Source organism: Neoroseomonas lacus (assembly GCF_014644535.1).
In the GTDB taxonomy this organism is placed as follows: domain Bacteria; phylum Pseudomonadota; class Alphaproteobacteria; order Acetobacterales; family Acetobacteraceae; genus Neoroseomonas; species Neoroseomonas lacus.
On record NZ_BMKW01000009.1, the window covers coordinates 116,927 to 139,992 of the forward strand.

General features: G+C 69.6%; 22 protein-coding genes. 10 read left to right on the plus strand and 12 right to left on the minus strand.

Annotation, left to right across the window (positions count from 1 at the left end; genetic code table 11):
* Positions 1–7 precede the first annotated feature (7 nt).
* Entirely contained in the window at positions 8–172 is a 165-nt protein-coding gene (locus tag IEY36_RS18345) for a hypothetical protein (protein WP_188969368.1), read from the plus strand.
* A 204-nt stretch (positions 173–376) separates the two neighbouring features.
* On the opposite strand, the gene IEY36_RS18350 is transcribed toward IEY36_RS18345, so the two are convergent.
* The 8 genes from IEY36_RS18350 to IEY36_RS18385 all read right to left on the minus strand — a co-directional run bounded on the left by IEY36_RS18350 (position 377) and on the right by IEY36_RS18385 (position 10,146).
* Positions 377–2,257, minus strand: coding sequence for an AsmA family protein (locus IEY36_RS18350; RefSeq protein ID WP_188969376.1), 1,881 nt, complete (start codon positions 2,255–2,257; stop codon positions 377–379).
* 144 nt (positions 2,258–2,401) lie between these two features.
* The gene (gene rho / locus IEY36_RS18355; protein WP_188969378.1) at positions 2,402–3,676 is read right to left on the minus strand and encodes a transcription termination factor Rho; all 1,275 of its coding nucleotides are present in this window, start codon (positions 3,674–3,676) and stop codon (positions 2,402–2,404) included.
* Positions 3,677–4,135: 459 nt separating this feature from the next.
* Entirely contained in the window at positions 4,136–4,588 is a 453-nt protein-coding gene (gene hemJ, locus IEY36_RS18360) for a protoporphyrinogen oxidase HemJ (RefSeq protein WP_188969380.1), read from the minus strand.
* Positions 4,585–4,878, minus strand: a complete 294-nt coding sequence (locus tag IEY36_RS18365; protein WP_188969382.1) for a DUF1330 domain-containing protein — start codon at positions 4,876–4,878, stop codon at positions 4,585–4,587. The genes hemJ and IEY36_RS18365 overlap by 4 nt, the downstream gene beginning before the upstream one ends.
* A gap of 101 nt (positions 4,879–4,979) precedes the next feature.
* Entirely contained in the window at positions 4,980–5,870 is an 891-nt protein-coding gene (locus IEY36_RS18370) for an alpha/beta hydrolase (protein ID WP_188969384.1), read from the minus strand.
* Positions 5,871–5,930: 60 nt separating this feature from the next.
* The gene (locus IEY36_RS18375; protein WP_188969386.1) at positions 5,931–7,043 is read right to left on the minus strand and encodes an NADH:flavin oxidoreductase/NADH oxidase; all 1,113 of its coding nucleotides are present in this window, start codon (positions 7,041–7,043) and stop codon (positions 5,931–5,933) included.
* On the minus strand, positions 7,040–7,936 hold the full coding sequence (locus IEY36_RS18380) for a DUF2272 domain-containing protein (RefSeq protein ID WP_229681412.1): 897 nt from the start codon (positions 7,934–7,936) through the stop codon (positions 7,040–7,042). Before IEY36_RS18380 ends, IEY36_RS18375 begins: the two co-directional genes overlap by 4 nt.
* 461 nt (positions 7,937–8,397) lie before the next feature.
* Entirely contained in the window at positions 8,398–10,146 is a 1,749-nt protein-coding gene (locus tag IEY36_RS18385; RefSeq protein WP_188969388.1) for a hypothetical protein, read from the minus strand.
* Between the two features lie 46 nt (positions 10,147–10,192).
* Between IEY36_RS18385 and IEY36_RS18390 the strand changes: the two genes are divergently transcribed.
* A complete protein-coding gene (locus IEY36_RS18390) occupies positions 10,193–10,987 on the plus strand; it encodes a hypothetical protein (protein WP_188969390.1) in 795 nt (264 codons plus the stop codon).
* Between the two features lie 609 nt (positions 10,988–11,596).
* Here IEY36_RS18390 and IEY36_RS18395 read toward each other — a convergent pair.
* Together IEY36_RS18395 and IEY36_RS18400 are read right to left on the minus strand one after the other, a co-directional pair.
* Entirely contained in the window at positions 11,597–12,298 is a 702-nt protein-coding gene (locus IEY36_RS18395; RefSeq protein ID WP_188969392.1) for a ribonuclease activity regulator RraA, read from the minus strand.
* A gap of 166 nt (positions 12,299–12,464) precedes the next feature.
* Positions 12,465–14,063 (minus strand): calcium-binding protein, encoded by a 1,599-nt coding sequence (locus IEY36_RS18400; protein ID WP_188969393.1) that lies wholly within the window; start codon positions 14,061–14,063, stop codon positions 12,465–12,467.
* A gap of 256 nt (positions 14,064–14,319) precedes the next feature.
* Between IEY36_RS18400 and IEY36_RS18405 the strand changes: the two genes are divergently transcribed.
* Positions 14,320–14,853 carry a hypothetical protein gene (locus IEY36_RS18405; RefSeq protein WP_188969395.1) on the plus strand — a complete coding sequence of 178 codons (534 nt, stop codon included), beginning with the start codon at positions 14,320–14,322 and terminating at the stop codon, positions 14,851–14,853.
* Between the two features lie 102 nt (positions 14,854–14,955).
* On the opposite strand, the gene IEY36_RS18410 is transcribed toward IEY36_RS18405, so the two are convergent.
* Both IEY36_RS18410 and IEY36_RS18415 read right to left on the minus strand, forming a co-directional pair.
* A complete protein-coding gene (locus tag IEY36_RS18410; protein ID WP_188969397.1) occupies positions 14,956–15,651 on the minus strand; it encodes a hypothetical protein in 696 nt (231 codons plus the stop codon).
* A 28-nt stretch (positions 15,652–15,679) separates the two neighbouring features.
* Positions 15,680–16,609 (minus strand): threonine/serine dehydratase, encoded by a 930-nt coding sequence (locus IEY36_RS18415; RefSeq protein ID WP_188969399.1) that lies wholly within the window; start codon positions 16,607–16,609, stop codon positions 15,680–15,682.
* 125 nt (positions 16,610–16,734) lie between these two features.
* Here IEY36_RS18415 and IEY36_RS18420 point away from each other — a divergent pair, with 125 nt between their 5' ends.
* The 7 genes from IEY36_RS18420 (at position 16,735) to ahcY (ending at position 22,944) form a co-directional block, all read left to right on the plus strand.
* Positions 16,735–17,166 carry an HPr kinase/phosphorylase gene (locus tag IEY36_RS18420; protein ID WP_188969401.1) on the plus strand — a complete coding sequence of 144 codons (432 nt, stop codon included), beginning with the start codon at positions 16,735–16,737 and terminating at the stop codon, positions 17,164–17,166.
* Entirely contained in the window at positions 17,166–18,146 is a 981-nt protein-coding gene (rapZ, locus tag IEY36_RS18425) for an RNase adapter RapZ (protein WP_188969403.1), read from the plus strand. The genes IEY36_RS18420 and rapZ overlap by 1 nt, the downstream gene beginning before the upstream one ends.
* Positions 18,143–18,586 (plus strand): PTS sugar transporter subunit IIA, encoded by a 444-nt coding sequence (locus IEY36_RS18430; protein WP_188969405.1) that lies wholly within the window; start codon positions 18,143–18,145, stop codon positions 18,584–18,586. The genes rapZ and IEY36_RS18430 overlap by 4 nt, the downstream gene beginning before the upstream one ends.
* Entirely contained in the window at positions 18,583–18,945 is a 363-nt protein-coding gene (locus IEY36_RS18435; protein WP_308423189.1) for an HPr family phosphocarrier protein, read from the plus strand. The genes IEY36_RS18430 and IEY36_RS18435 overlap by 4 nt, the downstream gene beginning before the upstream one ends.
* Positions 18,935–20,761 carry a phosphoenolpyruvate--protein phosphotransferase gene (gene ptsP, locus IEY36_RS18440; RefSeq protein WP_188969407.1) on the plus strand — a complete coding sequence of 609 codons (1,827 nt, stop codon included), beginning with the start codon at positions 18,935–18,937 and terminating at the stop codon, positions 20,759–20,761. Before IEY36_RS18435 ends, ptsP begins: the two co-directional genes overlap by 11 nt.
* 438 nt (positions 20,762–21,199) lie before the next feature.
* Positions 21,200–21,418 carry a hypothetical protein gene (locus IEY36_RS18445; RefSeq protein ID WP_188969409.1) on the plus strand — a complete coding sequence of 73 codons (219 nt, stop codon included), beginning with the start codon at positions 21,200–21,202 and terminating at the stop codon, positions 21,416–21,418.
* A 122-nt stretch (positions 21,419–21,540) separates the two neighbouring features.
* Positions 21,541–22,944, plus strand: a complete 1,404-nt coding sequence (gene ahcY, locus IEY36_RS18450) for an adenosylhomocysteinase (protein WP_188969410.1) — start codon at positions 21,541–21,543, stop codon at positions 22,942–22,944.
* Positions 22,945–23,066: the final 122 nt, after the last annotated feature.

Below are 23,066 nucleotides of genomic sequence, written 5' to 3' on the forward strand. Positions count from 1 at the left end.
AGTGACGATGTCCGGCCGGATCGACGGCAAGCGCCGCCGCGTGCTGCTGCTCACGTCGCTGTTGCTCGCCCAGGCGCCGCCGCCGGATGCCGCAGAGGTCATCGACCAGCTGGATGTCGCCCGCGCGATGCTCTGCGGCGACTGCGACAACGACCTGGAGGGGGGGGCATGAACCGCCCTGCCCGCCGTTCGATGATCGGGTCCGACAAGCTGGTCACGGCGCGCGAGATGCTCGACGAAGCGCCCGGCCTGGCCGGTGCCGCCGCGGCGCTGGGTCACATCTCCCGCGCGCTGGAACACCTCGAATCCTGGGACGAGGCGGTGGCGATCGGCGCCATCGAGGCCGGATGGAGTTGCTGCGGCGCTGAACGCGCCTTCAGCGCCGCCCGCCGGCCCGGAAGCACGGGCTCGCCCGAGCGAAGTCGCGCAATGCCGGCGGTAGTGGTGCGACGCGGTCGCCGGCGGCCAGCCGCGCCCGGCCCTCGCTGGACCATCGTGCCGGCGCGATGGAAGGGTCGGCGAAGGACCCGCTGACCCGCACCGGAATGTCGAGGGCGAAGTCGGAGGTCGTCTCGCTCTGGCTGCCGATCACCAGGTCGAGCTGCTTGCGGTTGAGGTCGAAACTCGCCAGCCCGCTGATCGTCCCGGTGCCGGCGCGGATACGCAGCGGCGCGGCCTCGCCCTGGCCGGCGCGGAGATCCACCACGGCCAGCAGGCAGGTCAGCGACGTATTGCCCTGCGCGGTGCGGAACAGGGCGCGCAGGTCGGTCGAGGCCATCTCGATCACCTCCCGCGCGATGGAACCGCTGCGCATGGACACCACAGCCGAGACATTGGCGCGGCGCGTCGCGGCATTCATCGTCTCGCCCTCGGCGGTGACGGCGACGCGGGATTCCATCGGGCCCTGCGCCGGCAGGGAGCGGATGCCGAAGGCGCGGCGCAGCGTGTCGAGATTGCCCTCGCGCATCGCCGCCTCGGCGGCGACCCGGCCGCCACGCGGGGAGGGTTCCAGCGTGCCCGAGGACTCAATGCGCGCGCCAAAGGCCCGCAGGTTGAAGGTCTCGACCTTGATCAGGCCAGGCTCTGCCGAGGCGACCAGACGCACCTCGGTGGCGTCGAGGTCGGCATAGGACAGTTCCCGCGCCGTGGCGTGCACGCGCAGTTGCGGGTCGGGCGCCACGGCGAAGGTCAGCGGCATGTCCGCATCGCCATGTTCGCCACCGGGGTGGTCGGGCGGCGCGCCGAACATGGCGTTGAGGTCGAGCCGGGTGAAGTCGATCTCGGCCAAGATCGCATCCGGCTGGCCGGAGGCGCCTTCGGTGAGTTGCAATTGCGGTGCGGCGAAGGCGGCGTCGCTGATTTCGCCGCTGGCCTCGATCAGACGCCACAGGTCGCCAGCGTGATGGAAGGTGCCGGCGAGTTTGACCGGGATTGCCGGCCCGGGCCCGGCGCCGGCCATCGACAGGATGGCGCCGGGCGACTCCGCGTCAAGCGAAAGGCGGCCCTCCAGGCGGTCGGCATTCAGCGGGTCGGTCGAGGTGCCCTCGAAGGTCACCACGGTGCCGGAGGCCACCGCGCGAAACGGAAGGGGGAAGGGCGTACGCCCGTCGCGCAGCTGGTTCGGCGTGCCGAGCGTGCCGGTCAGGGTGACGGGCACGGCGTTGTAGGCACCCTCGACGTGCAAGGTGAGCGGCTGGTCGGCGCCCGGGGCGGCGATGGTGGTGGTGGTAATCTCGCTGCGCAGGGCATTGCCGCTGCTGGTGCGGAAGACGATTTCGCTGCGCGCAAGGCGCACATCGAGGATCAGCGGCAGGCCGCTGCGGTTGGGCGGTTCGGCGGCGAAGGGTGCGGAGGGGCCGGCCGGATCGGCGCTGCCGAACCGCCAGTTGCGGCGCTTCTCGGCGTCGCGTTCGAGCAGCAGGGAGAAGCCTTCCGCCCGCACCTGGCGCAGTACCACCTCACCGCGCAGCAGCGGCAGCAGGTCGAGCACGGCGGTGGCGGTCTCGAGCGTTGCCATCTGCGGCGCGCTACCGCCCTCGATATTGGCGAGGCTCGCGCCGCGAATGTCGACGGTGGTGGTCAGGCCGGGGGTGATGCGCAGCGCTTCGATGGTGACAGTGCGGCCGAGGGACGCGGTGGCGCGCGCTGCGGCGTGGGCGGCGAGGTCGAGACGCGGCAGGATGACGAAGGTCGCGGCAATGGCGAGCAGCGGGACGGCCAGCAGCACGCCGAGGATGATCTTGGTTCGGCGTCTCATGAATGGCGTCTCCCCTTGGCTGGCGTCGCCCGGCCCGGCCGCGACAATAATGCGTGGCCGCCGCGCCGGGGAAGCGCGGCGGCTCCGAGCGATACTGATCGGCTGTTCATCGCGTCGCGCCGACGGTGCGCGACGACCGCCGGATCAGGTGTTCATCGCGTCGAAGAAGTCCTGGTTCGTCTTGCTGTACTTCAGCTTGTCGGTCAGGAATTCCATCGCGTCCTGCGTGCCCATCGGGTTCAGGATACGGCGCAGCACCCACATCTTCGACAGCGTGCCGCGATCCACCAGCAGCTCCTCCTTGCGGGTGCCCGACTTGGTGATGTCGATCGCCGGGAAGACGCGCTTGTCGGACAGCTTGCGGTCCAGGATGATTTCGCTGTTACCGGTGCCCTTGAATTCCTCGAAGATCACCTCGTCCATGCGCGAGCCGGTATCGATCAGCGCGGTGGCGATGATGGTCAGCGAACCGCCTTCCTCGATGTTGCGGGCCGCGCCGAAGAAGCGCTTCGGCCGCTGCAGCGCGTTGGCGTCCACACCACCGGTCAGCACCTTGCCCGACGACGGCACGACGGAGTTGTAGGCGCGGCCGAGACGCGTGATGGAATCGAGCAGGATGACGACATCGCGCTTGTGCTCGACCAGGCGCTTGGCCTTCTCCAGCACCATCTCCGTCACCTGGACGTGGCGCGTCGCCGGCTCGTCGAAGGTGGAGGCGACGACTTCGCCCTTCACCGTGCGGGCCATGTCCGTCACTTCCTCGGGCCGCTCGTCGATCAGCAGCACGATCAGGAAGACTTCAGGGTTGTTCGCCGAGATCGACTTGGCGATGTTCTGCAGCATCACCGTCTTGCCGGTGCGTGGCGGGGCGACGATCAGCGCGCGCTGGCCCATGCCGATCGGCGCGATCAGGTCGATGACGCGATGCGTGTTGTCCTTGGCCGGGCCCTTGGCGACGGATTCGACCTCGGGGTTCTCCATCTTCAGCCGGCGGCTGGGATAGAGCGGCGTCAGGTTGTCGAAGTTGATGCGGTGCTTGAGCGCCTCGGGCTGCTCGAAGTTGATGCTGTTGACCTTCAGCATCGCGAAATACCGCTCGCCATCCTTCGGCGCGCGGATCTGGCCTTCCACCGTATCGCCGGTGCGCAGGCCGAAGCGGCGCACCTGGGCGGGGGAGATGTAGATGTCGTCAGGCCCGGGCAGGAAGTTCGCCTGCGGGCTGCGCAGGTAGCCGAAGCCGTCGGGCAGGATCTCGAGCGTGCCCTCCCCGTAGATCGCCTGCTCATTCTCGGCGAGCGTCTTGAGGATGCCGAACATGATGTCCTGCTTGCGGAGCGAGGACGCGTTCTCGACGCCCACCTCCTCGGCAAAGGCGAGAAGGTCGGCGGGGCTTTTGGCCTTGAGTTCGGAAAGGTGCATGGGTGCTGGACGCGGTCCATAGCAGGGGATTGGCCGGGACGTTCCCAAGGGCCGCATGCGCACGGAGGAACCGCGCGTCGCGGCCTGCTCACCCAGGCCCGCGCCAGGGTCTGGCGCGACGGGTGAAGTCCCGAAAGAAAGGAAGGAAGTGGCGGCGCCTGGCGCGGAACGCCCCGCACCGCAGGCGGGAAGCGGGCGAACCCTATGAAGCCGTGAGCCGCTCGTCAACCGGAGATATGCGGTCCGGGCCCCTGATTTCAAGGGCGAACACGGCTGGCAATCCTCTTCGGCCCGAGGCTTGCCTCGGGCCGCGAGCGCAAAGCGCGACCGCGCCCAGACCGTCCGCGGCCGCCAGCGCTCCAATGCAGGGCGCGAAAGCCAAGCGCGCGGATGCGCGCGCCCGGAATTTGTGGGCAAGGCAAGGCTGATACGGGCGGTCGGAGCATTCGACTGCCCGTATCAAAAGGGCTTCACGATCACCATCACCACGATCAGGATCAGCGCCAGCGTCGGCACCTCGTTCATCATCCGCCAGGCGCGTTCGCTGCGGGTATTGGCATCCCGTTCGAAGCGCTTACGGGCGATGGACAGGTCATGGTGCAGCCAGGTCATGGTCAACAGGCCGAGCATCTTGCCGTGCCACCAGCCCGCGCCCCAATCCACCACCCCCGGCGTCAGCACCAGCAGCGTGCCGAAGCACCAGGCCCAGATCATCGCCGGGTTCATGATGGCGCGCAGCAGGCGGCGTTCCATCACCTTGAACAGCTCCGACTGCGCCGAACCAGGCACCACCTGGCAGTGATAGACATACAGCCGCGGCAGGTAGAACAGCCCCGCCATCCAGGCGAAGACCCCGAGCAGATGCGCCGATTTCATCCACAGGTACCAGGGCGCGAGCGCCTCGATGGTCACGCCGACCAGCCCTCGACCAATGCGACCGAACCATCTGCCGCCGCCAGCCGCAGCGCCAGCAGGGGGGCGTAGTCCGGGCTGTCGTAGAAGGCGCGCGCCGCGGGCATGTCGGGGAATTCCAGGATGATGAGCCGCTGCAGGCCGGGCTCGCCTTCCTTCACCTCGACCGCGCCGCCGCGCACCAGGTAGCGCCCGCCGAAGCGCGCGATGACCGCCGGCACGGCCTGGCGGTAGGCCTCGAAGGCCCTGGGGTCGCGGATCGTCAGGTTCGCGAGGAGATAGGCGGCCATGGCGGGTCTCCGATTGCGGTCGTTTCCGTCATGGGGCCAGCACGCCGGTCCGGCAAGGAGAACCGACCCGCCAGACGTCGGCGCGCGCCGTCCGGCACGGTCTATCCGGCCGCCACTAATCCCCGCGCCCGCAGGAAGGCGCCCGCCGAGGCCAGCGACTGCCGCCCTTCCGCCAGCCGCCCCGCCCACAACATCCAGGCATGGATCATCTGCGGCCAGACCTCGAGCCGCACCGGCACCTCCGCCGCGCCGAGCCGGCCGGCGATGCGCACGGCGTCGTCCAGCAACGTCTCCGCCGAGCCCACCTGCACCAGGATCGGCGGCAGGCCGCCGAGCTCCGCCCGCAACGGGGAGACCAGCGGATGGTCCGCCGATGCCGCGCCGCGATAGGCAGCCGCCAGTTCCTCCAGATAGCCGCGATGGATCAGCGGATCGACGGCGTCCTTGCTGTCCATCGTCGCCCCTGTCATCGCGAGGTCAATCCAGGGCGAGACCAGCCAGCCGCAGCCCGGCAACGGTCGCCCGGCATCGCGCAGCGACACCATCAGCGCCAGCGTCAGCCCACCGCCGGCGCTGTCTCCGCCGACCGCGATATCGACCGGCGCGATGCCCTCGGCGAGCAGCGCCTCATAGGCAGCGCGCGCATCGTCGAGCGCGGCGGGAAAGGGGTGCTCGGGTGCGAGGCGGAATTGCAGCGCCAGCGCCCGCATCCCGGCCGCCTGGCCGGCACGCGAGACCAGCCCGCGATGGCTGACGATCGACCCCGAGCAATACCCGCCGCCATGCAGGTACAACAGCACGCGCCGCGCATCCGCCATCGGCGCCGTGGACCATTCGGCGGGGATGCCAGCGATGGTCGTGGAGGTGAAGGCAATCTCGGGCGGCGGCGCGTCGACGGCGGCGACCTGTTCGATTCGCGCCCGGCGTTCTGCCCAGCCGACCGGGCGTGGGAGGCCGGTCAGCAGGCCACGAACCTTGTCAATCTCGGCCATCGCGGCATCCTTCTGCCGGGTCGGGAACGGGGCGGCGGCAGCGCGCCGCCCCTCCCTGTTCTACAGCGCGTGCATCGGCGCCGCGATATCCGTGTCCATCGCCAGCTTCGCCAGCGCGTTCCAGCCGCGTTCATACTGCGGCGGCACGCCGAGCGTATCGCTGCGCCCGAGTTCCACGGCCGCCCGCAGCGGCCAGTACGGCTCGCGCAGAAGCACCCGCGCGAGCAGTATCAGGTCGGCCTTGCCCTCGGTCAGGATGGCCTGCGCCTGCGCCGGTTCGGTGATCATCCCGACCGCCGCGACGGGCATGTCGGCGCCATGCTTCACCGCATCCGCCCCCGGCACCTGGTAGCCTGGCCCGAGCACGATCTTCTGCCCGGCATCAAGCCCGCCCGAGGAGACGTCGATCAGGTCGACGCCCAGCGCCTTCACCCGCCGCGCCAGTTCGACGCTCTCCTCAGTGGTCCAGCCGCCCTCGACCCAGTCGGTGTGGGAAATGCGCAGCGCCAGCACCACCTCCTCGGGGATCACCGCGCGCACCGCGGTCGCGACTTCGCGAATGAAGCGGGTGCGGCCTTCGAAATCGCCGCCCCAGGAATCGTTGCGGCGGTTGCTGATCGGGCTGCAGAACTGGTGGCCGAGATAGCCATGCGCGCCATGGATCTCGATGAAGCGATAGCCCGCCTTCACCGAGCGCTTCGCGGCTTCGGCGAAGGCGGAGATGGTGTTGGCGATATCCGCCTCGGTCATCGCCTGCGGCACGGCGAAGCCCTCGAAGGCTTCGGCGGAGGGCGCCATGCAGGTCCAGGACGGCACCGCCGGCCCATGCACCCACGGCGCGGCCCGCGACGCCTTGCGCCCGGCATGGGCGATCTGGATGCCGGCGACCGAACCCGTGGCATGGATCGCCGCGACGATGCGCGCATGAGCGGCCATCTGCGTGTCGTTCCAGATGCCAACATCGGCGGGGGTGATACGCCCCTCCGGCACCACGGCCGAGGCCTCGGTGATGACCAGCCCGGCGCCGCCCACCGAGCGGCTGACCAGGTGCTGGATGTGCCAATCGGTCGGCACGCCGTCATCGCGGCACGAATACATGCACATCGGCGACACGCCGATGCGGTTCTTCAGCGTGACGCCACGCAAGGTGAAGGGCGAGAAAAGGTCGCTCACGGGGCAGAACCCTCATTTTGGAATGGCGAGAACCATGGGGGCAGGCGCCCCAGCCGGTTCTCAAGGATGGCGAACCATGTGGGTTCGCCGGCCGCGCGGGGAAGAAGTAACCCCGCCGAATCGGTGCGGAAGCGGGACAGGGTCACGGCATCGCGCACATTGCCGCCCACCGCCTCGACCTGGCCAGGGCGCACGCGGACCACGATGTCGCAATGCATTGGCCGGAACCGGCCGCGTTCGGAGATGCGGTCGCGCCACGACGCCAGCGGCGCCGCCGAGCGGTCGGCGCAGACCAGGTCGCCTACCCGCGGCGCGCGTTCGGTCACCTCATGCGGAATGAAGGGCGCGGTGGCCGGGAAGCGTTGGGAATCCGTGATCAGCGCATCGACGTAGAAGGCATGCGCGGCCGAGGACGGAAATTCCCGCCCATCCACCCCGGCCCCACGCATCACGAAGGAGATGAAGGCCGCCGACCAGGCCGGTTCCTGCCACAGGCCAGGGTCGCCGTCGCGATACCGCACGCGGTTGCGCGCGATCGGCGCCGCGCCATCCGGCACGGCCCGCCAATAGGCCAGCACGCGGGGGAAATTCGCCACATCGGATTCCTGGCCGCGCGGCGGGGCGGCTGCATCCTGGCGGCCCCAATCCTCCCACTCGGCCATGGCGATGCGCAGCATCCGCTCGCGCGCGGCGGGGGGGTAGGAGAGCGGCGGCTCAGGGGGCGGCGGGGCGACGGCGCAGGCGGCGAGAGACATCAGCAGTGCCAGGGCCAGGAGGCAGGCCGAGGGGCGCTGCTTCGCGAGAAGCGCGGCAGGAAACTCGGTTTGCGCATGTCGTGACATCGAGCGGCGCTGCCCCTCGAGCACCCCGGCAGGAAACTCAGTTTCCTGCACCTTCGGGCGATTGCTGCGCAATCGATCGGCGCGGGAACGGTGGGTAGAAGGCGGCCTCTGTACGGGCTGTCCGCAAAGGATGCGCAGCGACGCGACAGCCCACGCGACCGTCGATCGCCACCCCGCCATTGGAAACCGATATTTAGCACGGGCCACGACGGCGGGATTCGATGCCAAGACGCGTTCCCCTGCCCCAAGCGACTTTCGCTGCCGCGAACCCCCTTCGCGCCCGACACCCAGTATCGGTTTCCAAAGGCCTCGGGCCTTTGGTGGGGTGGCTTGGAGGGGCAAAGCCCCTCCAATCGGTCTGGCGGAAGCAGCAACGAAATCAGGCCGACCCTTGGGCCGTTCCCTCGGGGCGCGAGCGAGTGCCTCGCGCGGCGGGGGAAAAGCCCTCTCCGGTTTCGCCGCCGGTCGGCACGATCCTGACGCATACGGGGCAAGGCTTTTCCCCGTCCACGTCATCCCGCCACCCGCGCCATGGCCCCTTCCGGCGGCACCAGCGCGGCCAGCGCCGCCGCCTGCGCCGAGACCGTCCCATCCACGATCAGCGCATCCCCTTCCGGCCGGATCCGCGCCTGTAGGAAACGCAGCGCCAGGTCGGCGAGGAAGGCCAGGCGTCGCGCCTCCGCTTCGGGCATCGTCAGCGTGCCGAACACCCGCGCCGCCTGCGCCGCCCGCAGCGCGCGCAGCACATGCGCCAGCGCCTCGGTGTCCGCCGCCGGCGTCGCCGGCAGGGTGATGGTGTCGACCGGGCCGGGCAGGGTGATCAGCGCCAGCGCCGCGATGCCGCGCCGCAGCGCCTCGCCGACCGGCTCTGCCGCGCCGAGCGCCAGGCGCCGCGCCAGCGCCAATAGCGCGGCCGCATGCTCGGCCACGGAAGCGACGGCGCCGCCGGGTTCGCGGAACACGCCGTCGCCGGCCTGGGTCGCCAGCAATCTGGCGACAAGCCCGTTGATCCGCGCCCGGTCCTCGGCATCGCGGGTGATGCGGAACAGCGCCTCGCTCGCCATCAGCGCATGGGCCAATTCGCCGGGGGTGGTTTCGTCCCCAGGCAATGCCGCCAGGATGCGCCGGACCGCCGCCGACAGGGCCTCGGCACGTTTCCCGTCCCCGAAGACGAGTTGGGTGGCCAACGCGGCGGCGATGCGCTGGCGCGGGGCGGCGCTGGCCGCATCGGCACCACGCGGCGCGACGATCGGCAGCTCGGTGCCGCACAACAGCAGCCGGTCCTCGCGCTGGGTGAGCGCCTCGCCCGCCGCCAGCCGCGTGCCGGCATAGCGGGTCAGCAGCCAATGCAGCCGCCCCTCGGTCGGGCCGGAGGCCTTCACGTTCAACACCGCCGCCGGGTCGCGCGGCGTCAGCAGCACGGCATGCGCGCGCGACGGCGTGCGGCCCTGCCGCACCCCATAGGCGGCCAGCGGACCCTCATGGACGGTCACATTGTCCCCGGCGGGGCTGGCGCGCCGTCCGTCGCCCAGCACCAATGTGCCGTACTCGACGCCATCGCCCGGGCTCATCGCATCGCAGGCGGTGGTGATGCGCGGCCGGTCGAGGACGACGCCGGGCAACGGCGTCAGCGTCACCGTCAGCGCCACCACAGGGGTGTCGGCGCGCAGCTCGTACACGTAGCGCAGCCGGGCAACCTCGCGTGGGCCACCGCGCGAGAAGCGGCCACCACGGCCGGACAGCACACTTTCATGGAACAGGCGGACACCGCCCTCAGCATCCTCGATGCCGGCGGCAACGATGGCATCCTCGACATCGAGGCAATGCCAGCGGCCCTTGAAGGCGAATTCCACCAGATTGCCGCCATGGATCAGCGCCGGCGGGCCATCGGTGCCGTGCAGATGCTGGCGGATTTCGCCGCGGAACAGGTCGCCGGTGAACAGGTGGTGCGGCGTGGTGATGCGCAGGTCGCGCGGGGTCTCGTTCTCGACCACGATGCGCGCCGGGCCGATGGCGCCGGGGGCCGGGCCGGGCCCGCCGGCGAGCGCCAGCAGCAGGTCGATCGCGCCATCCCCGCCGCCGAGCATCGGGTGTGCCAAGGCCTCGGCCACCGCTGCATTGGCGGTCAGGTCGAAGACGGCGCCATCCGGCTTCTGGGCGAAGGCAGGGGCGAAGCCGTCGGGCAGCCGGGCCGGCGCGACGAATCGCGCCAGTCCCCGCGCCAGACCGTCCCGCACCGCATCCATGCCACTGCCGCTCATCCCGCCCGTTCTAGCCGTGGCGCATGGGGGCGCGATAGGGTGTGGCATGAACGCATCGCGACGCCATTGCCCGGGCCGCGCGGCACGATGGCAGCCCCGCGCCGGCGCCGCGCTGCTGCTGGCGCTGCTGGCGGCCCCGGCCGCGGCGCAGGCGCCGGACTGGCGCGCCGCCGCCCCGGCCCTGCCGCTGCGAGGGCCACAGCGCCCGATCACCACCCCGGTCGCGATCGGCGGCGCCGGCTGGGGACCGTGGCGGCACATCTGCCGCGAACAGACCGACCGCCCCGGCCGCGCGCCGACGCGCGATTGCCTGACCGTCGCCGCCGTGCAGCCCGAGCCTGGCGGCACCAGGCTGGTGTTGGTGCAGGACCGCACCGGGCTGCGGATGTCGGTGCTGCGCGGCACGGAAGGGCGCATCAGCGAATTCACCGCGCTGCGGGCCGACGGCACCGCCCTGCCGCACGATGAGGTGCGCGACGGGCTGCTGGCGGCCTGGCGCGACCAATTCGCGACGCTGAGCCTGGAACGCCGCCGCATCGTGGTGGGCGAGGACTTCCCGATGGCCATCGACGGATCGAGCCGCGGCGGCGTCTGCCGGGCGGCCGGGCTGGATGCCATCGCACAGCGGGCGGTGCTGGTGGCGCGCTGCGCGGTGGAACTCGCCGGGCGGCTGCGCGGCGGGGATTCCGAGGCGCGGGTGGCGATCTTCGCCCATATCGCGGTGGATGTGGCGAGCGGGGTCGTCCTGGCGCAGGGCTATGCGACGCGGATCGAGACCTTTACCGGCAATGGGCGGTCCAAGGGCGTGGTGGTCACGCCGTCGCGGGTGATTCTTGAATGATGCGGCAGGGTCCCGCGCCATTCCGGCGACAGGCCGCCGGGGCGGTGGTTCGGGGGATTGAGAGGGACCTTGCCCCTCCCGGGCACATCCCACCAAAGGCCTGACACCAACGCGCGCTGTTTGCGACGGTTGGTATCCACACCTTCGTGCCTCCACATGCGTCGTGCCGGAGGCACGCCTTCGGCGTATCGTGCCGGAGGCACCCCCTCAGCGTGACGCAAAAACTCCTGGTTTGCTCGGCTTTCGCGGGGCTCCCGACGGGCCGCCTTCGCGGCCTCGGCAGACGTCAAAGCCTCATGCCGTTGCTATCATGGCCTCTGGAGACCTCGATCTGATGCCGGGCACGACCATGGGCATCAGCATCGGCGGACAGCGCCTGGGACGGGCCGAAATCAGTCAACGCATTGATTTTACAAACTTTAAGATTTTAGGATTTTAAGCCTTTATCGGCCCTGCATGCACAAGGCGCATGATACCTTTGGTGTGAAGAACATATCAAGAACGCTTTCCAAAATCCAGCGCCGTCCCCCGACCAGGGCGGAAACAGGATGTCCAGAGGCCTCGGGCCTTTGGCGGGGTGGTTTGGAGGGGCAGAGCCCCTCCATCGACCTACTTCTTGCTCGCCTCGTACCGCGCCTTGGTCTCGGCGTTCGGCGGGTACAGGCCGGGCAGTGCCACGCCGCGATCGACCTCGGTCATGATCCAGGCTTCCAGCCGTTCCTGTTCGACCGCGGCTTCCACCACGGCATCGAGCAGCGCTGCCGGGATGACGACCGCGCCGTCCATGTCGGCGACGATGATGTCGCCGGGGATGACGGTGACGCCGCCGCAGCCGATCGTCTCCTGCCAGCCGACGAAGTTCAGCGCGGCGACCGAGGCCGGCGCCACATAGCCCTGGCAGAACACCGGCAGGCCGGTGCCGATCACGCCGGCGCCGTCGCGCAGCACACCGTCGGTCACCAGGCCGGCGACGCCCTTCTTGGCCATGCGGGCGCAGAGGATGTCGCCGAAGATGCCGGCGGCGGTGCTGCCCATCGCGTCAGCCACGGCGACGGCGCCTTCCGGCATTTCCTCGATCGCGGCGCGGGTGGAGCGCGGGGAGGACCAGCTGTCGACCGTCGCCAGGTCCTCGCGCGTCGGCGTGAAGCGCAGGGTGAAGGCGGGGCCGACGATGCGCTTGGCTTGGCCGGGCACGATCGGACGCGAGCCGGCGATGTAGCAGAAGCGCACGCCCTTCTTGAGCAGCACGGTGGTCAGCGTCGCCGTGGTGACGCCCTCGAGGGCGGTTTTCTGGGCGGGGGTGAGGGGCATGGCGCGTCTCTCCTTCAGCGTCGCCTGTGCATCGCAGGGGGGCGAGGCGGCGGCAAGGGGGCGGGCGCAGTTTCAGCTTCCGCGATGCCACGCCGCCCGTGACGGATGCCATCGACGCGGCGCCGCGGCCTCGATCCGGCACGCGGCGGCGGATCCGCCGCCACCGTCACGCGAACCAGTCGGTACTCGCCTCGGCCGCGGTAAGCCCGAGCAGCGTCACCGCGATGCCGCCGAATTCCATCCGCACGCCGCCCTCGACATCGGTCGCCGAGGCCAGCAGGCCCGCCTCCTGCGCCGCCGTCGCGACGCGCAGCAGGTCGTGATCCGCCGCCTCGGTGTAGCGCAGCGTGATGGCATCGAGCGGCACTGACATGGCCAAATTGCCGATATTGGTGCGGCCTTCGATTTCGATATGGTCCGCCGGCTGCATCCCGGCGAGCACAGGGCCGAGGTCCGGCCGGCTGTCCGCATAGGGCAGGCTGAAGCTTTCCAGCAATTGCCCGTCGCGCCATGTCGTCACCGTGCCGAGGCTGTTCGCCGCCTTGATGACCGTGCCGGCCTCGACCACGAACAGCCGACCATCGGGGTCGGAGATGCCGAGGGTGCCACTGATGGCCCGGACGGATCCGCCCTCGCGCACCGTCACCGGGTAGTAGCCGTCCAGCAGCGTGCCGTCCGCAAAGGTCGGGTCTTCGGCGTCGTCATTGACCACGCCCCAGGCCAGGCCATAGCTGCCCGAGAGCGTGCTGCCGGCCTCCAGCTCGTTGAAGGTGATGGCCAAGCTCCGCGGCGCGATGCGGAAGTCGGTGATGGTCGCCTCGTCGCCGGCGACCAGCCAGAACAGGTCGTCGCCGGCGCCGCCGGTCATGCGGTCCACCCCGGTCGAGGCCACCAGGGTGTCGGCGCCGCCGCCGCCGCGGAGCAGGTCGTCCCCCGGGCCGCCGCGCAGCATGTCCGCCCCGCCGCCGCCGATCAGCGTGTCGTCGCCGAAGCCGCCGGCGAGGAAATCCGCGCCGGCGTCGAAGTCCGGCAGGCCTTCGGCGCCGGGCTTGAGGGATCGGAGGCCGCCGATCAGCAGGTCATTGCCCGACCCGCCATAGATGACATCCGCCCCGGCGCCGCCGAGCAGCACATCGGCGTCGTTGCCGGCCATGATGGTGTCGGCGCCGACCTCGCCGAAGATGGTGTCCTGCCCGTCCTGGCCGAGCAGCAGGTCATCGCCCGGCCCGCCGCGGATGCTGTCATTGCCGCCCCAGGCGGCGATGGTGTCGTTGCCGGGGTCGTCATCGGGCGACCCGCCGAGGTCGGGCGACCACCACGCCCCGCCGTAGAACACCTCGGCATCGTTGCCGCCGCGCAGGCGGTCGTTGCCGTCCCCGCCGATCAGCCAGTTTTCGTCGGCACCGCCGATCAACGTATCGTCGCCGGTGCCGCCATACAGCTGGTCCCGCCCGGCGCCGCCGATCAGCCGGTCGTCGCCATCGCCGCCGCCGATGATATCGTTGCCGTCGCCGCCATGCATGGTGTCGTCGCCGGCGTCGAAACCCGGATCGACTTCGCCGGGCGGCACCGGCCTGTTGTAATCGAGCCAGCCGATCCGGTCGTCGCCCGCGCCACCCAGGATCAGGTCCCGCCCATCACCGCCACGCAGGTCATCCGCCCCGTTGAAGCCGAACAACGTGTCATCCCCGGCAGTGCCGAGGAGGTAGTCGGCGCGGCCGGTGCCGAGCCGGCGCAGCCCGGTGCTCAGGAGAGTCTGTGACAATGGCGGGACCCTTTTTTCGGCCCGTTGATCGGCTCACGCCGCGAGCGATTTGGGCAAATCTCAAGCATCCTGAATCTTAAATGAAAAATGACGTTCCCGTCATCCCGCCGAGGCCAGCCGATCTTGGGTCCGCGCCCCCTTGGCGAAGCGGCCCGGTCGGCGGTGGCCCCTGAGCGCCGGCGCGCGCCCCTTGCGTGCACACCCCGCCGACCGGGACACTACCTGCCCGCACCCCCCCAGCCCGGAGCTTCACCGCGTGACGCACACCCTTTCTCGGCGCCTGCTGCTTGCCGTGACGCTGCCGCTGGCCGCCTGTTCGATGCCGACACCGCCGCCGCCGCCGCCCGCCGCCGCTGCGCCGCCGCCGCCGGTGCTGGCCAGCCTTGCCGCCTTCGCCACGGTGAAGTTCCTCGACCCCGGCACGCGCCGCGCCGTGCTGGAGACCACGGGCGGCGCGGTAGTCGACATGACGGCCGCACCCGAGGTGCGCAATTTCGGCACGCTGCGGCAGGGTGCTCGGGTGGTGGTCGAATACGACGCCAATGGCGCGGTGCGGATTGCCCAGGCGTCGCGCATCACGCGGGCCGAGGCGGCCGGGCGCATGCGCGCCACGGTGCGGGAGGTCGCGATTGGTGGTGGTCGGTTGGTGCTGGACCGGCCGAACGGGGTCACACAGGAAGTCCTGGTGCAGAACGCGGCGATGATGGCCTTCGCCACCCGCCTGCGTGCCGGCGACGAGGTGGCGGTGACGCTGACGCAGCCAGACGCGCCCGCGACGACGCAGAACTAGAGCGGTTCCCCCGAAGGTGGAACCGCTCTCGCGTTGTTTGAGCGAGCATCTTCACCCGCCCAGGTGATTCCACCCGGGCGGGATCTGCTCCAGGCGGCCGGCCTACCAGCCCTGCCGCATCGGGTACCACTGGCCGTCCCGGCCCAGGGCGTATTGCTGGCCCTGGGCGTCGCGGCCGTAATAGGCGCCGGTGTTCGGGTCGCGGGTGATCGGGCCGCCGAGATAGGGCAGCACCTGCTGCTGGCCGGTGCGCGGGTCGGTCCAGGTGCTCTGGCCCTGCATGACGCGGCCGGCTTCGCCCTGGTTGCGGCCATAGCCGTCGGCCCATTGGCCCTGGGCCTGGCCGCGGGCGCGTTCGGCGTCGCGCAGCGCGGCCAGGCGGTCCTGTTCGCCGCGCTGGTTGCGCATCTCGCCTTCGCGGAAGGCGCGGACCCCTTCGGGGCTGAAGTTGTTGGTCGCGGCGCATTGATAGGCGAAGGTTTGCCAGGGCGTCTGGCCGCCCTGGGCGCGGTGCTGGTGATAATAGGCTTGGCAGGTGGGGTCCTGCATCGCGCGCTGGATGATCTGCGCCTCGGCCTGCTGCATCTGCCGCATCTGGGCGGCACGGTCGCGATTCACTGAATCGGCCATGGCGCCGTAGTCGGGGCCGAGGTTCCAGCCATTGTACATGACCTGGGCGCCCGCCGGTGGTGCCGCGAGGGTGGAGGCGGCGGCAAGCATGGCGGCGACGAGGGTTTTGCGCATGTCACGGATCCCGAAGGTCTCGATGACGGCAGCATGCGCTTGTTGATCCGCCATCGCAGCGAAATCCTTCAGCCGGTGAGCCTCACCCCACCACCGACCCCGGATCGCAATTCGCCCCGCACACCACCACGCCGATCCGCGCGCCCTTGGGCGGCGTCCAGGCATCCCCCAGCACGGCGGCGAGCGCGGTTGCGCCGCCTGGTTCGGCGACGATGCGCAGCTTGTCCCACAGCCAGCGCTGGGCGTTGCGGATCACCTGGTCCTGCAACACCACCGAGCGGCCGCCGACCTCCATCATCACCTCGAAGGCGAGGGTGCCGACGCGCTTCGCGCCCAGGCTGTCGGCGGCGATGCCGCCGGCCGGCGCGTCGATCGGCTGGCCGGCGAAACCGGCCATGAACAGCGTCGGGCATTCCTCGGGTTCGGCGATCACCACCTGCGCCCGGCCGCGATACCAGGAGGCGATGCCGCCGTAGAGACCGCCGCCGCCGGCCGCGACGATGATGTGCGTGAGGTCCGGGGCGTCGGCTTCGAATTCCATGCCAACCGTGCCCTGGCCGGCGAGGACCTCCTCCTGGTCATAGGCATGGACCATCAGCGCGCCGGTCTCGGCGGCGCGGGCCTCGCAGGCGAGGCGGGCTTCATCGTAGGTCGGCCCGCCCACCACCAGCGTGGCGCCGGTCGCGGCGATGCGTGCGCGCTTGGCCTCGGCGGCGATTTCGGGGACGAAGATCTCGGCCTTGATGCCGAGCACCTGGGCGGCATGGGCTACCGCCAGGCCGTGGTTGCCGCCGGATGCGGCGATCACGCCGGCCTTGGGCACCTCGGCCGAGAGGATGCGGTTGAAGGCGCCGCGCGGCTTGAAGGAGCCCGTGACCTGGAGCTGTTCGAGCTTCAGCGTCAACGGGTTCTCAAGCCCGGTCTCGGCTGGTGAGAGCCGAAGTACCGGGGTGCGGCGGATATGGGGGGCGATGCGTTCCGCGGCGGCGCGGATGGCGTCCTGGCTGGGCATGATGGGCGGCAGGGTGGCATCGGCGTGGCCCGTGGGCAACGCCGCGGGGCGGACCGTCCGGTGGCGCTTTCCCCCCTGCCCCATTTCTGCCACTGTCCGCGGCCTGAACAGACTGTCACGTTGGGATGGTGCTTCACGGAAGCTGTGTTTCACGCGACGCGGCGGCGGTTTTGCTGTTGGGCCCTCCCGGGTCCGGCAAGTCAGACCTTTCGTTGCGGCTGATCGCGCGGGGCTGGGTCCTGGTGGCGGATGATCAGGTGGCAATCGACGGGGTCGCGGTTTCGGCACCGCCCGCCTTGCGGGGGATGCTGGAAGTTCGCGGCCTCGGCATTTTCGAGGGGATGGCGGTGGCCGAGGGGGCTCGTCTGGCGCTTGTCGTGGAATTGGTGGCCCGGGAGGCCATGGAGCGCTTGCCGATGCCCGTAACATGGGCGCCGACGGGCGTGCCGCGCGTAGCGCTGCACGGCTTCGATGTCTCGGCGCCCGAGAAGGTGGCGCTGGCGCTCGATGCCGCGCTCGGGCGCGTGGCCCAGCGCGCCGGGGCTTTCGCGGCGTGATGGGTGACCCCCCGCCGCCGCGACGACAGGTGGTGTTCGTCACCGGCCTGTCCGGGGCGGGCAAGGCATCGATCCTCCGGGTTCTGGAGGATCTGGGTTACGAAACCGTTGATAACCCGCCGCTCAGCGTGCTGGAGGCGGTGGTCGGCGATGGCGACCAGCCGCTCGCCGCCGGGATCGACAGCCGCACGCGGGACTTCGATGCCGCCAAGGCCATGCGGCTGCTGCAGCGGCTGCGCGAGCGGCCGGACATCGGGGTGACAGTGGTGTTCGCCACCGCCGAGCCGGATGTGCTGCTGCGCCGCTTCACTGAGACGCGTCGGCGCCATCCGCTGGCGCCGGGCGGGCCGCTCGGCCATTCCGTCGCCGAGGGCATCGCGCGCGAGGCGGCGCTGCTCGCCCCGCTGCGCGAGACGGCCGAGCTGATCGTCGATACCTCCGGCCTGCCGCTGCCGGCGCTGCGGCGCATGATCGAAGACCGCTTCGGCACGGAAGGCGCACTGGGGATGGGCGTTTCCGTGCTATCCTTTGCGTTTCCGAAAGGACTGCCGCGCGAGGCTGATCTGGTGTTCGACCTGCGATTCCTGCGCAATCCGCATTATGTTGATGCGCTGCGGCCGCTCACGGGGCGGGACGCGGCGGTGGCCGACTATATCGAGGCCGACCCCGATTTCGCCCCGTTCTGGCAATGCATGACGGATATGATGCGCCTGCTCTTGCCGCGCTACGCGCAGGAGGGGAAGAAGTACCTGACGATCGCGCTGGGATGTACCGGCGGCAAGCACCGTTCGGTCCTGGCAGCGGAACGGTTGGCACACCATCTTCAATCCAATGGCTGGCGGGTGGACCTACACCACCGGGAGCTATCGGCCGGCGCGGCTCCGGGGACAGATCGTGGCATGGCCACGGCGGTATCCTTCGCAGGAGCGGGCGCTGCCGGCCACGAGGCGGGGCGGGAGGCCCTGACACAGGTATCATGATCGGGATGGTTCTGGTCACTCACGGCCGTCTGGCCGAGGAATTGCGGCACGCCATGGAACATGTGGTGGGGCCGCAGCAAGGCGTTGAAACAGTCTGCATCGGCCCCGATGACGACATGGAGAACACCCGTGCCGATATCCGCCGGTCGATCGAAGCGGTCGACCAGGGTGACGGCGTGGTGGTGCTGACCGACATGTTCGGCGGCACGCCGTCGAACCTGGCGATGCAGATCGCCGGCACCGACCGTCCGGTCGAGGTGCTGGCCGGGGTCAACCTGCCGCTGCTGGTCAAGCTGGCCAAGGTGCGCGGCAGCGAGCCGCTCGCCGAGGCGGTGGATCATGCCAAGGCGGCCGGGCGGAAGTATATTGCCAGCGGACGGGAAGTGGCGGCCGGGGCGCAAGTGACGCCCGTGGTCCCCGCCAGGAGGAATGGCGCGTGAACGAATGGCCTGATGAGCCTGGCGGGCGTGTGGCGGTGGATGCCGCCCCGGTGGCCGGTCCGTGCGGTTGCAATCCGGGGGATTCGGGCATGGTGCTGCGCCGCAGTGTCGTCATTCCCAACAGCCGCGGGCTGCATGCGCGCGCTGCCGCCAAGCTTGTTTCGATGGCGGAACGCTATTCCGCCTGCGTGAATGTCGTGCGCAATGGCGAGACGGTGCCGGCCTGTTCCATCATGGGCCTGATGATGCTGGGTGCCGGCCAGGGTGCCGAAGTGATGATCGAAGCCGAAGGCTGGGACGCCAAGGAGGCGCTCGAGGCGGTTGCCGGCCTGGTCGAGGCCGGCTTCCATGAAGACTGAACCATCCCGGACCAAGGCGAAGACGAAGTCGCCGGAAATCACCGTCCCCGGCATCGCGGTCTCCCGCGGGGTCGCCATCGGCCTAGTCTACGACACCACCGAGCCGGCGACCGAGGTGACGCGGCGGACCATCGTGGCCGAGGCGGTGGATGACGAGAAGCAGAAGCTCGCCGCCGCAGTCGCCTTTTCGCGCAAGCAGGTTGGCAAGCTCAAGACCCGCATCAGCGTCCTACCGGAGGAAGCGCAGGAGGAGATCGCGCCGCTGCTCGACGCGCATCTGATGATGCTGGGCAATTCGCGGCTGATCCGCGGCGCGCGCAAGCGGATCGAGACCGGGCTGCTCGGCGCCGAGACCGCCGTGCTCGAGGAAGCGGAGGAGATCCGCGCCGTCATCCTCGCCGCCCGGGATGACGACAAGGCCGGGCTCGCCCGCCGCGCCAACGAAATCCGCGACATCGGCCGCAGGCTGATCCGCAACCTCACCGCCACGCCTTTCCGCAGCTTCAAGGACCTGCCCGAGGGCTGCATCCTGGTCGCCGAGGAACTGACGCCGGCCGATGCCGCGCTGCTCGACCCCTCGCGCGTCGCCGGCGTCGCCACCGAGGAAGGCGGCTCCGATGGACATACCGCCATCATGCTGCGTGCGCTGGGGATTCCCGCGGTCCTCGGTGCCAACGGCCTGACCGAGGCGGCGCGGCGGGGCGACCACGTGGTGCTGGACGGCACGGCGGGACGGGTCTTCGTGCATCCGTCCGCCGCAACGCTGGCGACGGCCAAGGAACAGCTCGCCGCCTTCGCCAAGGAACGGACGAAGCTCTCGAAGCTGCGTCGCCTGCCGGCCGAGACCACCGACGGCGAGATGGTCGAACTGCAGGCAAACCTGGAAATTCCGCAGGAATTGCCGCTGATCGCGCAGGCGGGCGCCATGGGCATCGGCCTGTTGCGCACTGAATTCCTGTTCATGAACCGCGAGGACCTGCCCGACGAGGACGCCCAGGTCGAGGCCTATACCCAGGTGGTCGAGGCGATGGAGGGCCAGTCGGTCACCATCCGCGTGCTCGACTGGGGCGGCGAGAAGGACATGGAGGCTCTGGCCGCCGGCGTCGCGCCGGTGCATGCCGGGGCCAATCCGGCACTCGGGCTGCGCGGGCTGCGCATGCTGCTCAAGCGGCCGGAATTGCTGGAAGTGCAGTTCGCCGCGGTGCTGCGGGTCGCCGCCGCCCATTCGGATGGCAATGTCCGGCTGCTGCTGCCGATGGTCACCATCCCCGAGGAGGTGCGACAGGCGCGCGAGATCTATGAACGCGTTGCTCGCCGCCTGCGCCGTCGTGGCGAGAAGCTGCCCGAGAAGTTGCCGCCGCTCGGCGTGATGATCGAGACGCCGGGTGCCGCCCTGGCCGCCGACGCCATCGCGCTGGAGGCGGATTTCTTCGCCATCGGGACCAATGACCTGGCCATGTACACGCTGGCGGTGGACCGGTCGGAAGTTGAAGTGTCGCATCTGTACGACCCGCTGCACCCGGCGGTGCTGCGGCTGGTGCAGTTCGCCACCGAGGCCGCGTTGCGGCTGCGCATGCCGGTCTCGGTCTGCGGCGAGATGGCAGGCAATCCGCAGTTGACGCCGCTGCTGCTGGGGTTGGGGGTGCGGACCTTCTCGATGAATGCCTCCGCCCTGCCGCGGGTGAAGCAGGCGGTGCGGGCGCTGGATATCGGCGATTGTGCGCGGTTTGCGCGGCGGGTGATGGAGCAGTCGGACCCGGGGCGGATCCGCGAGCTGGTGGCAGGGTTCGCCGAGGGTGTGACGGAACGGGCGTGACGGGGGAGTGCCGTCCGGGAGGGGCCTTGCTCCTCTCGGGCTCTCCCTACCAAAGGCCCGAGGCCTTTGGTGACCGATACCTGGCGCTGGGCGAGGCCGGGGTTACTTCGAGTTGGGCGTCCGCCGTGCCCGGTACTCAGCGGCTTCCTGGGCATTGTGCCCGAAGCGACGTCGTCTTGTTGGCAGTGCAACCGCGTTCAGCGCCAATTCGAGGTGCCCGGAGGCCCCTATTCCATGGGTATCCGTGGCGGGGTGAGGTTTGGAGAGCCCCTCTCCAAGGCCGCACGCGCCGGTAGGTTCGCGCGCATTGAGCATCCAACGGTCGTGGCTAGAACAACTCCATCGACCTCACGCCCCGCAATAAGCGCGTTACGTAACGCCTTCATCTTGCCTTGGTTGCGCCCCGCCACCGCCCCTTGCGACCAGGAGGCTGACGCCATGGAACGAAGGACGTCAGACGCCATGCGCCACATCCGCCGCGCCGCCGTGACTGGTCTTTTCGCCATCTGGTTGGCGCCATTGTCGGCGGTGGCCGAGGCACCGAATGGTCCGGCCTATCGGGCGGACCGGCCGATGCAGGCTGAACGCGCCGCTGTCGAGAACCGCCGCGATCAGGATGACGACCACGCAGACACGGCGCCCGAACCGAACGCGTGATGCCTCGGAGCTCCTGGGCCTGTTTCACATAAAGATATCCTTATCAGTGAGCGTGCTCTCTGGCCTCTCCTGCCCGGGCGTGCTACCCGCCCGGCACATCCTGGTTGAGAAAGAGAACACGCATGTCCGCTGCAGCCGATTTCGTCGTGAAGGACCTGTCCCTGGCCGCTTGGGGCCGGAAGGAAATTTCCATGGCCGAGGACGAGATGCCCGGCCTGATGGCGACCCGCGCCGAGTTCGGCAAGCAGCAGGTGCTCAAGGGCGCGCGCATCGCCGGCTGCCTGCACATGACGATCCAGACCGCGGTGCTGATCGAGACGCTGAAGGCGCTCGGCGCCGATGTGCGCTGGTCCTCGTGCAACATCTTCTCGACCCAGGACCATGCCGCAGCCGCGATCGCCGAGACCGGCACGCCGGTCTTCGCCATCAAGGGCGAGACGCTGCCGGAGTACTGGCAGTATGTGAAGCGCACTCTCGAATGGGGCGATGGCGGCACGCCGAACGTCCTGCTGGACGATGGCGGCGACATGACGCTGCTGGTCCATTACGGCCTGCGCGCCGAACAGGGCGACGTGGCCTTCCTCGACAAGGCGACCAATGAGGAAGAGGAAGTCTTCTTCGCGCTGATCAAGGACTGCCTGAAGACCAAGCCGGGTTGGTTCGCGCAGCTGGCGAAGTCGATCGTCGGTGTCTCCGAGGAGACGACAACGGGCGTGCACCGCCTCTACAACATGGCGAAGGAAGGCAAGCTGCTGTTCCCGGCCATCAACGTGAACGACAGCGTCACCAAGTCGAAGTTCGACAACCTCTATGGCTGCCGTGAGTCGCTGGTGGACGCGATCCGCCGCGGCACCGACGTGATGATGGCCGGCAAGGTCGCGATGGTTTGCGGCTTCGGCGATGTGGGCAAGGGTTCCGCCGCGTCGCTGCGCAATGCCGGCTGCCGCGTCATGGTCAGCGAAGTCGACCCGATCTGCGCGCTGCAGGCGGCGATGGAAGGCTATGAGGTGGTGACGATGGAGCAGGCCGCCCCGCAGGCGGACATCTTCGTCACCGCGACGGGCAATGTCGACGTGATCACCGTCGACCACATGCGCGCGATGAAGCACCGCGCCATCGTGTGCAACATCGGCCACTTCGACAGCGAGATCCAGGTCGCCGGCCTGCGCAACTTCAAGTGGGACAACATCAAGCCGCAGGTGGACGAGATCGAGTTCCCCGACGGCAAGAAGATGATCCTGCTGTCCGAAGGTCGCCTGGTGAACCTGGGCAATGCCACGGGCCACCCGTCCTTCGTGATGTCGGCGTCCTTCACCAACCAGACGCTGGCGCAGATCGAGCTGTGGACCAACCCGGGCAAGTACGAGAAGAAGGTCTATGTGCTGCCCAAGCACCTCGATGAGAAGGTCGCCATGCTGCACCTGGCGAAGGTCGGCGCGACGCTGACCAAGATGTCGGCGCAGCAGGCGGACTACATCGGCGTCTCGCCGCAGGGGCCGTTCAAGGCCGAGCAGTACCGGTACTGAGGAAGAAAGTCGGGGGAGGACACCTCCCCCGAATCCCCCCCGCTTTCTATCTGTTGGCACCGACCTCCGACGTCAGTCTCCAACAGACAGAAAAAGGAGGGGGTTCGGGGGAGTTCTCTCCC